The sequence below is a fragment of the Salinispora goodfellowii genome, assembly GCF_059570675.1.
Genome location: NZ_JCANTD010000007.1, coordinates 1 through 11,412, shown reverse-complemented (window position 1 = coordinate 11,412; position 11,412 = coordinate 1). Strand labels below are relative to the sequence as shown.

Sequence of the window (11,412 nt, the reverse complement as noted above, 5' to 3'; positions counted from 1 at the left end):
GACAAGGGTGACCAATCCATTTGACGACGACAACGGCGTATTCTTCGTCCTGGTCAACGACGAGGGTCAGCACTCGCTTTGGCCGACGTTTGTCGATGTGCCGGCTGGCTGGCGCATCGTGCACGGTGGGCCGGATGGCACCGATCGCGCGTCTTGTCTGAGCTACGTGGACGAAAACTGGACCGATCTGCGGCCGTTGAGCCTGGTCCGTGCGATGGGGGAGGCGTGACGCCCACCGTCTGGTCCCTCGCGGCGGACGCCTGGCTCACCCCGCTCGGGCACGACGATCCTTCGCTGCCCCACCTCGTCTGCCTGCCCTGGGCGGGCGAAGGAGCGTGAGGTCCTCGGCTGTCTCGGGACGGGCCTGTCCAATGCAGACCTCGCGGCGACCCTGTTCATTCGCGAGACAACGGTTAAGAGCCATGTTTCGCGCATCATGACCAAGGTCGACGTCCGCTCGCGTATGCAGGCCGCAGTGCTAGCGGTGCAACTCGGCCCGGCGCTGGGGTCGGGTGCCTCCTGAACAGTCCACAACCGTGAAGGGTCCGTCGGCGCTGGTTGCGGCCGGGCGTGCAGCTCGTGCCGCAGTGGTGCGCCTCCCAATCGGCGGAGTCGACCTCGGCCAGATCGCGCTGGAGGGCACCACTGCCCACGAGCGCAACCACGAGCAGATCTTCCGCTGGACCGGTGGACGTCCGGGAGCGTCTTATGGTGAGCCGACTGGACGTATCACTCCGTCAGCCCGGCCTCCTGGGCCGCCACGGCCGCCTTGACACGCGAACGCACGCCGAGTTTGGTGAGTACCCGCGACACGTGGCTCTTCGTGGTGGCCTCGGTGATGACCAGTTCCTCGGAGATCTCGGCGTTGGACAGGCCCCGCCCCAGGCGGACGAGCACGTCGGTCTCCCGCGGCGTCAGCGTCGCCAAGGCTGGCAGTGGCGTCTGGCGTCGAGCGGTGGCGAGCTTGCTCAGGACCCTTCTCGTGACTTCTGGCGCGAGCATGCCGTCGCCGCGGGCAACGACGCGTACGGCCTCGATCAGCGCCGATCCGGATGTCGATTTGATCAGGAAACCCGCGGCTCCCGCGGCCAGCGCCGCATCGACGTACTCGTCGATGTCGAAGGTTGTGAGGACCAGTACTTCGCACACTCCGTCCGTCACCAGCCTGCGGGTGGCCTCGATGCCGTTGATGCCGGGCATGCGGATATCCATCACCACGACGTCGGGCCGCAGCTCGATCGCCCGCTGCACCGCGGAGACGCCATCATCGACTTCGGCCACGACCTCAATGCCATCGGCGGATCCGAGGATCATCGCCAGGCTGGCGCGGACCGCAGCCAGATCGTCGGCTACGACGACCCGCACGGTCACGTTTGTACCGCCTCGGCGAGCGGAAGCCGCGCCCGGACGGCCCAGACGCCGCCGTCCTCACCGGCGTTGAGCCGGCCGCCGACGGACGCTGCGCGTTCGGCGGCGCCGAGCAGCCCGTTACGGGTACCGACACCTCGTGACGCATCGGGTACGAGGTCGTTGACCACCTCGAGGTGCAGGGCGCCATCCTCCTCATCGAGCGTGCAGCGAACTCTGCTGCCGGCAGCGTGCTTGGCGGCGTTCGTCAATGCTTCCTGAACGATCCGGTACGCCGCAATTTCCACGGCGACCGACGCCTGGGCGGTGACCCGCCGATCGTGCAGCTCGACGTGCAGGCCGGCGGCACCCGCGGTCTCGAGGAGGAGGTCGAGGCGGTCCAGACCCGCCGGGGCGGTGAGTGGCTCGTCCGGGTCATCGGAGCGTAGTAGGTCGATCATCGTACGCATCTCGGCGAGTGAGGTCAGGGTGCCACGGCGTACCTCGGCGAGCACCTTGTGCAATAGGGCGGGGTCGTCATCGGACAAGGTTAGCGCGGCCTCCGACTGAAGGGCGATCGCAGAGAGCTGCCCGGCGACCACGTCGTGGAGGTCGCGTGCCATGCGGTTGCGCTCGGCCGCGATGGCCGCTGCCCGGTTCAGCTCCGCTACCCGGGCGAGGGCTTCCGATCTCTCCCGCTCGGCGTTCGCGCGTTCCCGGTGGTTACGCACCTCGAGCGCCCAGAATACGGGCAGGGCGAGCAGTAGCCCCAGGTTGAACACAAGGTACAGCCCGGCACGCCACCCGTCGGTGACGACTGCGTCTAGGACGATGCTGATCATCACCAGTCCAGCTGCAGCGGCAACGGCCCAGCCGGTGCGCCGGCTCGAGAAGAGGACCGCTGCGTAGAGCGTGTCGGCTAGGACCAGCGCCACCCCCAGGGGAGCCGACCCACTGATGATCAGACTCCAGCTCAGGGTGAGCACCACCACGGAGAGGGCGACGATCGGCTGGATGCGTCGAAAGGTCTGGCCTATGGCGGCCGCGAGCACCGCGATGATGGACGTCCATGCGGGTGGCGCCGGGTTGTGGCCCGGCGTGATCTCGGCGGCGAGGAAGATCAGGGCCGTGCCGACGATGGCGAAGGCCGATGCGATGCACGCATCCTCGCGAAGCAGCTTCACGCCCTAATTTCACCACCTCGACTCGGCCGAGCACGTCGGTCAAAAGGTGGAGATTACTGTTGTTGTGCGGTGATTTCCCTCGGTGACATGAGCTGGTCACACCGCCCAAAGCTCGGCTCTGGCGCACATTTTGTGAGTTGTGCTCGCTGGTAGGTCGGCAGCACTTTCCTGGGGCCACAGGTCTACTGTGGCCCCACCATCAGGTCGGGTCGTCAGTTAGTTTTTTTCGAGGCAGAGCACCCGGTTGCTGCCGGAGCCCGTGAGCGTCACGTGCGGCTGGACCGGGTCGGTGCACTCCTCTTTCGTCTCGACCTTCGACACGACCGTGTGCGCCTCAGCGTCGCTGCAGTCCACCGCCACCGCCGCGTCCCCCGATTGCCGGACGCAGCTTCCGACCGCTGGGTCGAAGACCGGTGGTGAATCGTTTCCGCCGACCTTGCCGAGGAGCGCGAGCAGGCCCAGCGGTATGGCCAGGATCAGCACCGCGGCGACGAGCACCGCGGCCAACACCCGGCCATTACGGACCTTCGGGGTAGGGGCGTCGGCCGGCGGCTCGGCGATCGGCTGGAACGCGTCGAAGCGGCCCTGGTCCGGGTCCGGGCCGGCCTGGCTGTTCTGATCCCACGGTTGGACGGCCGACTGCGCTTGGTCCCAGGCCGGAGTGGGGGGCTGGGCTTGGTCCCAGGCCGGAGTGGGGGGCTGGGCTTGGTCCCAGGCCGGAGTGGGGGGCTGGGCTTGGTCCCAGGCCGGGGCCGGGGGCTGGGCCGGCGGTGGGAACGCCGAATCGGGCTGCGGGGGGAAGGCGGTGGTGCTGTTGACGCTGGCGGTGCCGGTCACCGGCTCGCCAAGGCGGTCGGCGGGGCGCTCCTCGCCCGGATGCGGCCGGGTGCCATTGACCGGTCGTTCGCTGGCCGGGGTGTCGGCGAAGGCGGGGACATCCGGTGGGAAGAGCGCCACGGGAGTCGGCGCGGCGGGTGCGGAGCCGGTGGGGTCCGCGGGCCGACTCTCGCCACCGCGACCGAGTCCATCCTCCGGGCCGAAGCCGCTCTCCGGGCCGAAGCCGCTCTCCGGGCCGAAGCCGCTCTCCGGGCCGAAGCCGCTCTCGGGATCGAATTGTTGCGGGCCGGCCTGGTAACCCTCGGGCTCCGCCGGCTCTGGCGGCGCGGGACGGCCATACACACGCGGCTGCGGCGTTGACAAGGGAGGCACCTGGGCCTGGTCAGCTGGGGGGAGCACCCGGCTGGCCAGCGGTACCGCGGCGCTGGCCGATACACCCCCGGACATCGCCGGGGGTACGGGCTGCTCGGCGGACTCCGGGGAGGTGCGCGGCGCGGGCACCACCGGAGGCGCGGAGGGCTCGCCCGGCCCGCCTGGTGGGGGCCATTCGTGCTTTTCTGCCTCGTATCCGAGGTCGAGCCGAGCGGCCTCCGGGACGGCTGGTGGGGCGGCGAATTCGGCCGGTGGGTCGGCTGCCAGGCTGGCGCCGGGCACCCGCTGCTCCTGCGGCGGGAGCGGGACGGCGTTGGCGGGGGAGATGCCGGGGCCCGGCGTCGGCTGGTAGACCGGGGCCGCTCCGGCGGCCGCCGGCTCCGGCCCGGCCGCCGGCTCCGGCCCGGCCGCTGCCGAACGTTCGGCGTTACCCCAGGCTTCCTCCGGCGCCCACGGCTCGACGTTGGGCATGTTCAGCCCATCGCTGGCGTTGCGAGGCGTCGGGACCCAGGGCTGCGAGAGGGGTTCGCCGGGGGCGGGGATGCCGGCGTTCCCCGTCGGCTCCCCGGGGTGCCAGCCGCCCTCGTTGTTGCTGGGGGCAGCGGGACTATCGGGCGCCCAGGCGGCCCCCGCCGGTGCCCCGCCCGACTGGGTCGGATCCGGTTGGCCGGCTCCGCCGCTCCACTCGGCTCCGCCGCTCCACTCGGCTGTCCGCTCGGGCTTCCCGGCCGGCGGGGCGTCCGGGGTGGGCCAGCTGGGGGTTGGCTGGGGTACCTGCGCCGTGGCCCGGACGACCGGGGGTGGTGGTTGCGGCGTCCAGGCAGGTTCGGTGGACTGGGGCGGGGCCCACTGCGCCGAAGCCGGACCCGGCGTCGGTGGTGGGGTGCTGCCCCAGGCAGGGGCCGGCGGTGCGTCGGTTGCCCGGGTGGGCCCGGGCGGGCCCGGGCGGGCAGGGGGCGGAGGCGCCCAGCCCAGATCCGGCTGCCCCGCGGCGTATCCGCTGTCCTGTTGCGCCGGCCGGTCGCCGTATGGCGTCGGGCCGCCAGCGCCCGGCGACGCCTCTTCCGGCTGCTGGCCGGGGTGGTGCGTGCCTTCGGACGTCATGCGTGCGCCTCCTCCATCAGCTTCGGCCGCGGATGCCGGTGCGCGGCACGGAAACCGGCATCGCCGGACCGTGCGACCCGGCCGCTCTCCGCACCGTATCCGGTCCTCCTGAAGGGAGGTTTCGGGAGCGTCGGACCGCTACCCGCGTTGCCGGGCGGTCTCGATTGGCTTCGATACCGGAGCCGCCCTGCCGCATCGGGCGACGGCCGGACACCACCGTACCGGGCGCAGGGTGACGGCGAAATCCCGGTGTCAACCGCCACAGGACCCGGTCGACGGTGCGCGCCGTGGAACGCAGAAGGCCCGTCCGGCGGAGCCGGACGGGCCTTCTGTGAGGAGGCGAGAAATGTCGTGGGCGGGTCAGTACATCTGACGCTGCGCGATGGTGAGGATCTCGTCGCGGACCGCCGGCGAATTGGCGGAACGCAGCGCGCGCTCGATGGCACGGGCGCGGCGGCTGGCGTCGCGACGGCTGCGGAATCGATCGATCATGCTCATGGGTCTCACTCCTGGCTATTCGGTTGTCGGTAGCCCCTGCTGACACCAATTGAAGCGCAACCGGGTCCGAGATCGCCAACGATTCTTAGGTGAGCTGGGACACGAGCCGAAAGATCTAAGGCAAGGTGGCTGTTTGACCGAAGGTGTCTCGCCAAAGGTGACGGCCGGTGTGCCGGGGTCTCAACCCCGGACACACCGGCCGTCAGTGGATCAGCCGATCGCTACCGGTCAGGTCCAGGCGAGCAGCGCCGCCTCCGGATCGGCCAGGAAGTCGCCGATGTCTCGCAGGAAGCGTGACCCGAGCTCCCCGTCGATGATCCGATGGTCGAACGAGAGCCCCAGCGTGGTGACCTGGCGGGGCCGGACCTTGCCCTTGTGTACCCACGGCATCTTGCGGACCGCGCCGAAGGCCAGGATCGCCGACTCGCCCGGGGGCAGAATCGGGGTACCGGTGTCCACGCCGAAGACCCCCACGTTGGTGATGGTCAACGTGCCGCCGGACATGTCCGCCGGTGAGGTCTTTCCGGCCTTGGCGGTCTGAACGAGATCGGTCAGCGAATCCGCCAGCTCCCGCAGGGTGAGCCGCCCCGCGTCCTTCACGTTCGGCACGATCAGGCCACGCTCGGTCGCCGCCGCGATGCCGAGGTTGACGTAGTCCTTGACGACGATCTCCTCGCCCGCCCAGGTCGAGTTCACCATCGGGTGCCGCCGGACGGCCAACAGCACGGCCTTGGCGACCAGCAGCAGCGGGGAGACCCGGACATCCCGCCACTCCCGTCGCTGGCGGAGCCGGTCCAGGGCCTTCATCGCCCGGGTCATGTCGACGGTCAGGAACTCCGTCACGTGCGGCGCGGTGAACGCCGAGCGGGACATGTTCTCCGCGGTCAGCTTCCGGACCCCCTTGACCGGGATCCGCTGCTCGCGGTGTACCCCGAAGTTCGCCGCCGGGATACCGACTGCCGCGGCCGCCGCCAGCGGTTGCGCCGCCGCTGGGGTGCCGCTCGCCGCCTGCCGTACGTCCTCCCGGCTGATCGAGCCGAGCGGACCCGACCCGGTCAGGGTGGACAGGTCAACCCCGAGATCCTTCGCGAGCTTGCGTACCGGGGGCTTGGCCAGCACCCGAGCGCCACCGGCCGGACCGCTGTGCCCGTTGCCGGCGGTACGTGGCCCGCTGGCCACCAGCGCGGGAGCCGGCTGGGCTGGCGCGGGAGCGGCCTGGGCTGTCGCGGGAGCCGGCTGGGCTGGCGCGGCCGGAGCGGCACCCTTGCGGGGGCGGCGCTTCGCGGCGGTGGTACGCGGGCCGTAGCCCACCAGCACCGGAGTACGCCCACCGGACGCGGCTTCGCCGTTCTGGCCGGACTCGGCCGAGCCCTTGGCGGCCTCCCCCGCCGCGGTGGACGATGCCTTCGCGGCGTCGCCGGTCGGCTCCGGCGTCTCCAGCGGGCCGGCGGCCGGATCGGTGTCGATCGCGATGATCGGCGTTCCGACCTCGACGGTCGCGCCCTCCGCGTGGAAGATCGACTGCACCCGGCCGGCCCATTTCGCCGGGATCTCGACCGCCGCCTTGGCGGTCTCCACCTCGACGATGGGCTGGTTCAGCTCGATCGTGTCGCCGACCTTGACCAGCCAGCTGAGGATCTCTCCCTCGGTCAGGCCCTCGCCCAGGTCGGGCAGGTTGAATTCCTTGACTCGTGACATCTCGCTCACCAGCCGAAGGTGCGGTCGACGGCGTCGAGCACCCGGTCGAGGTCGGGCAGGTACTCCTCCTCCACCCGGGAGGCCGGGTAGGGGATGTCGTAGCCGGTCACCCGCAGCACCGGCGACTCCAGGGAGTAGAAGCACTCCTCGGTGATCCGGGCCGCGACCTCGGCTCCGAGGCCGATGTTCGACGGCGCCTCGTGCACCACGACGGCCCGACCGGTGCGGCGGACCGACTCGTACACCTGGCCCAGGTCCAGCGGGGCGAGCGTGCGCAGGTCGATGACCTCCAGCTCACGGCCGTCCTCGGCGGCGGCGGTCGCCGCGTCCAGACAGGTACGCACCATCGGCCCGTACGCGATCAGGGTGGCGTCGGTGCCCGGCCGTGCGACCCGGGCGGCCTGAAGCGGGTGGGCCGCCGGCAGCGGCTGGTCAACCTCGACCGGGCCCTTCTCCCAGTAGCGGCGCTTGGGCTCCAGGAACACGATCGGGTCGTCCGACGCGATGGCCTGCTGGATCATCACGTACGCGTCCTGCGGGTTGGCGCAGGTGGCGACCTTGAGCCCAGGGGTGTGGGAGAAGTACGCCTCCGGCGACTCGGAGTGGTGCTCCACCGCCCCGATGCCGCCCCCGAACGGAATGCGGATCACCATCGGGATCTTCAACTTGCCGCGGGAGCGGTAGTGCATCTTCGCCACCTGCGACACGATCTGGTCGTACGCCGGGTAGACGAAACCGTCGAACTGGATCTCGCAGACCGGCCGGTAGCCGCGGATGGCCAGGCCGACCGCGGTGCCGATGATGCCGGACTCGGCGAGCGGGGTGTCGATCACCCGCTGGTCACCGAAGTCCTTCTGCAGCCCGTCGGTGATCCGGAACACGCCGCCGAGCTTGCCGACGTCCTCGCCCATGATCACGACCTTCGGGTCGTTCTCCAGGGCCTTGCGCATGCCGGCGTTGAGGGCCTTGCCGAGGGTGAGGGTCTCCGTGGCCATCAGTGCGCGCTCCCCTCGAACGACTCCTGGTACTGCGTGAACTGCGCCCGCTGCTGGTCAACCAGGGGCGATCCGTTGGGGTAGACGTGGTCGAACATGCTGCTCGGCTCCGGGTTCGGCATCTCCAGCACCCGCTCGCGCAGGTGCACCGACTCACGCTTGGCCTGCTCGTCCACCTCGGCGAAGAAGTCGTCGCCGGCGATCTTCTGCTTTACCAGGAAGGTCTTCATCCGGGCGATCGGGTCCTTCGCCTGCCAGGCCTCGACCTCGCTGGCGATCCGGTACCGGGTGGGGTCGTCGGAGGTGGTGTGCGCCCCCATCCGATAGGTGTACGCCTCGATCAGGCTCGGCCCCTGCCCGTGCCGCGCGTTGTCCAGCGCGTGCCGGGTCACCGCGTAGCTGGCCAGTACGTCGTTGCCGTCCACCCGGATGCCGGGGAAGCCGAAGCCGGCGGCCCGCCGGTAGAGCGGGATGCGCGTCTGGCGCTCCAGCGGCTCCGAGATGGCGTACTGGTTGTTCTGGCAGAAGAAGACCATCGGCGCGTTGAAGACGCTGGCCCAGACGAACGCCTCGTTGACATCGCCCTGGCTGGTGGCGCCGTCGCCGAAGTAGGCGATCACCGCCTCGCCCTCGTCGGTGCCGGTCTTGCCGTCCATGGTGATGCCCATGGCGTACCCGGTCGCGTGCAGGGTCTGCGCCCCGATCACGATCGTGTACATGTTGAACTTGAACTCGTTCGGGTCCCAGCCGCCCTGGTCAACGCCGCGGAACAGCCCCAGCGGCATGATCGGGTCGATGCCCCGGCAGTAGAGGACGCCGTGTTCCCGGTAGGTCGGGAAGGCCATGTCCTGCGTACGCAGCGCCCGGCCGGAACCGACCTGGGCCGCCTCCTGGCCGAGCAGGCTCGCCCAGAGGCCCAGCTCGCCCTGCCGCTGCAGGGCGGTCGCCTCGGCGTCCAGCTTCCGCACCAGCACCAGGTCCCGATAGAAGCCGCGGTACTCCTCGTCGGTGAAGTCGACCCGGTACTCGGTGCCGTCCGGCCCGGTGACACTCTCGATGCGCTCACCTTCGGGGGTGAGTAGCTGCACCAGCTCGGGGTCGCCGGTCGCGCCCTTCCTGGATCGGGGTACGGCCCGCCGGCCGCGGGTGCTGACCCCGGGGTCGCCTTTTGCCATCCGTCTCTCCCTGTCGTGTCTGCGTCGGCGCCGGGGGTAACCCGACGACGCGCAACTCGTGCGCCTGTCCGACTGCTGCCGGACAAGATCCTGGCGGCCACGCCTGGCCCCGGTGGGGGTTGCCGCGCGGCGTGAGCCGGATCCAGGGGAGTGGATCCGGTTCGGGAGCGCCGGCGCCCAGCCGTACCGCCTGCGGGTGCGCGGAGGTTCCGGCTGCGTTGCCGTCGTGGTCCATACTCGCATTACACGTGAGCACGCCCACAGTCCGGCCCGTCCGCGTCCTGGCGGGTGCCCGCTTCGTTATCTGGATTCCAGCGTGCCGCAGCAGTGGCGCAACACCGAATACCGGGCGGTTGGGATTACTCCGGACGTATCTGGTGTGTCGACACGCTGTTCTTGTTGGCCTACCCAGTGTGACTGAGTCAGGGTGATGGTACTGCCAGCGCCGCAGCCGCCCGGTTGAGTCACTCTCGTCGGCGGAGACCACGACGAGGAGGGCGACGTGTCCGAGTCGGGTGACGTGTCCGAGTCGGGTGACGCGGCAGGCCCTCCCCTCGTCGGCCGGCACCGTTCAGGCGGTGGCTATCGACGGGTCGTCGGCGCGCACCGTGCCCCCGGCGGTGCGGGCCCCTCCCGTGGCTACCTGTTGACGGTGGCGCTACTCGTCGGTACCGCGTCCATGCCGCTGCTCGCCGCGGCCGGCGCTGGTTCGTCCACCAGCGCCAGCACCGCCCCGCCTGGCAGTGGTGCCCTCGTGCTCCCGACTCCGTCGATGGAGCCGGTGGCTGTCCCGCCACCAACTCCCGCACCGCTCCCGCTGGCCGACCGGGATTCGGTGGCGTTCTGCCCGCTGAGGTTCACGCGGCCGTCGCCGTCGCCGTCGCCGTCGCCTTGGTCGAATCGGGCCTCGGCCCGAGGCCCTGTCGATCCGGATATTCATCCTTGAGCAGCGCGTACAGTCAATTTCGGCTTTCACCTAATGGCGTCGATATTTACGATCTACATTCACTAGCATCGTCCGTGGTGAGTGGAGCTTCCGGCTGATCCCGGAGATCCATTGTGGACCTTTGGTAGGGTTGTTGGCGTTCCGGTTGCGCGTAGCCGTGGTGGCTGTGACAGGATCAGCCGGCCAAGTTGTGCTCAGTAGTGTGGATTTTGGAGTTCTCGTGTCGTTTGTCGATGCCGTTCGTTCGGTGTTTACCCAGTACGTCGGGTTCAGTGGGCGGGCTCGCCGCGCTGAATACTGGTGGTTCAATCTCCTCCTGTTCCTGCTTGGCGTGGTGGGTCTGCTCCTCAATGAAGCGCTGAACACCATTGTCTTCAGCGCGGTCCTGAACCTGGCGCTTGTGCTGCCGTCACTCGCGGTCGCCGTGCGACGTATGCACGACATCAACCGTTCTGGCTGGCTGGTTCTGCTCGGTCTGATCCCGCTGGTTGGATGGATCATCCTGCTGGTCTTCTTCCTGAAGTCCGGCACGTCTGGCCCGAACCGCTTCGGCCCCGACCCGAAGGACCCCGCCGCTTCCCGTCCGCAGGGTTACGGCAAGGTAGCGGTATGACCGTTGCGGGCGCGCCCAGGGTCAGCTGACCACGGGTCGAGCTAACTCAGGGTCAGCTGACCGCAGGTCGAGTTAGTCGGCCAGCCCCACTGTCGCCGAAGGCTTTGATCCAGGTCAAAGCCTTCGGCGACAGGCTGTTCGAGGTATGAAGGCCGGTGCGCGTTGCGGGCCGTCGTCAGTGCGAAGGCCGGCGCGTTCAGGACCCTTCGTCGGGGAGATGGTGCCGGTTCGCCTCGATCCACGCGTCGAGTGCGGCCGGGTCGTCCGGGTCGACGCCGTCCGCGAGTAGCTGGGCGACCGCCGCGGTCGCCGGCAGGGCGGTTGCAAGTTCCGGGGTCGTGCGGCTGGTCGGGTAGTGACCGGTTGGGGTGTATAGCAGAGCAGGCACGAGCTTCGTGATCATTGTGGTGTCTAAGCCCGATGATCATGAGGTGGCTCGTGCCTGCCGTTGCATCTTCTCCCATCCCTGCGGTGCTGGTGAAACTGGGGCCGCTGGACACTGGCCGGATCGCTGACCTGCGCCCCTACTTCGACTTGGTGCCGGACCCGCGTTCGCGGCGGGGGCGGTGGTACTCGCTGACCGCGGTCCTGCTGGTGTGTGCCTGTGCGGCTGTCTCGGGCGCGAGGAGCATCGACGAGCTCG

General features: G+C 69.7%; 12 protein-coding genes. 4 read left to right on the top strand and 8 right to left on the bottom strand.

Annotated elements, in window-relative coordinates; translation table 11 throughout:
- The first annotated feature begins 7 nt into the window (after nucleotides 1-7).
- Nucleotides 8-229 carry an MbtH family protein gene (locus T398_RS09910; RefSeq protein WP_496446349.1) on the top strand — a complete coding sequence of 74 codons (222 nt, stop codon included), beginning with the start codon at nucleotides 8-10 and terminating at the stop codon, nucleotides 227-229.
- Nucleotides 230-286: 57 nt separating this feature from the next.
- Nucleotides 287-523: a response regulator transcription factor gene (locus tag T398_RS09905; RefSeq protein ID WP_496446348.1), complete on the top strand. Its 237-nt coding sequence runs from the start codon at nucleotides 287-289 to the stop codon at nucleotides 521-523.
- 206 nt (nucleotides 524-729) lie between these two features.
- Here the strand turns inward: T398_RS09905 and T398_RS09900 are convergent, their stop codons facing one another.
- From T398_RS09900 to pdhA, 7 genes are all read right to left on the bottom strand, one after another.
- Nucleotides 730-1,371 (bottom strand): response regulator, encoded by a 642-nt coding sequence (locus T398_RS09900; protein ID WP_496446049.1) that lies wholly within the window; start codon nucleotides 1,369-1,371, stop codon nucleotides 730-732.
- Nucleotides 1,368-2,531 (bottom strand): sensor histidine kinase, encoded by a 1,164-nt coding sequence (locus T398_RS09895; protein WP_496446048.1) that lies wholly within the window; start codon nucleotides 2,529-2,531, stop codon nucleotides 1,368-1,370. The genes T398_RS09900 and T398_RS09895 overlap by 4 nt, the downstream gene beginning before the upstream one ends.
- 216 nt (nucleotides 2,532-2,747) lie before the next feature.
- A complete protein-coding gene (locus T398_RS09890) occupies nucleotides 2,748-4,844 on the bottom strand; it encodes an LppU/SCO3897 family protein (protein WP_496446046.1) in 2,097 nt (698 codons plus the stop codon).
- Nucleotides 4,845-5,204: 360 nt separating this feature from the next.
- Nucleotides 5,205-5,342: a hypothetical protein gene (locus T398_RS09885; RefSeq protein WP_018254840.1), complete on the bottom strand. Its 138-nt coding sequence runs from the start codon at nucleotides 5,340-5,342 to the stop codon at nucleotides 5,205-5,207.
- A gap of 228 nt (nucleotides 5,343-5,570) precedes the next feature.
- A complete protein-coding gene (locus T398_RS09880) occupies nucleotides 5,571-7,040 on the bottom strand; it encodes a dihydrolipoamide acetyltransferase family protein (RefSeq protein ID WP_496446347.1) in 1,470 nt (489 codons plus the stop codon).
- Between the two features lie 5 nt (nucleotides 7,041-7,045).
- The gene (locus T398_RS09875; protein ID WP_496446045.1) at nucleotides 7,046-8,035 is read right to left on the bottom strand and encodes an alpha-ketoacid dehydrogenase subunit beta; all 990 of its coding nucleotides are present in this window, start codon (nucleotides 8,033-8,035) and stop codon (nucleotides 7,046-7,048) included.
- Entirely contained in the window at nucleotides 8,035-9,210 is a 1,176-nt protein-coding gene (pdhA, locus tag T398_RS09870; protein ID WP_018727940.1) for a pyruvate dehydrogenase (acetyl-transferring) E1 component subunit alpha, read from the bottom strand. Before pdhA ends, T398_RS09875 begins: the two co-directional genes overlap by 1 nt.
- A 1,166-nt stretch (nucleotides 9,211-10,376) precedes the next feature.
- On the opposite strand from pdhA, the gene T398_RS09865 reads away from it, so the two are divergent.
- Nucleotides 10,377-10,769 carry a DUF805 domain-containing protein gene (locus T398_RS09865; protein WP_496446042.1) on the top strand — a complete coding sequence of 131 codons (393 nt, stop codon included), beginning with the start codon at nucleotides 10,377-10,379 and terminating at the stop codon, nucleotides 10,767-10,769.
- Nucleotides 10,770-10,965: 196 nt separating this feature from the next.
- Here the strand turns inward: T398_RS09865 and T398_RS09860 are convergent, their stop codons facing one another.
- A complete protein-coding gene (locus tag T398_RS09860; RefSeq protein WP_496446385.1) occupies nucleotides 10,966-11,157 on the bottom strand; it encodes a hypothetical protein in 192 nt (63 codons plus the stop codon).
- A 32-nt stretch (nucleotides 11,158-11,189) separates the two neighbouring features.
- Between T398_RS09860 and T398_RS09855 the strand changes: the two genes are divergently transcribed.
- The coding region (locus tag T398_RS09855; RefSeq protein ID WP_496446041.1) for a transposase family protein at nucleotides 11,190-11,412 on the top strand (223 nt) is incomplete at its 3' end.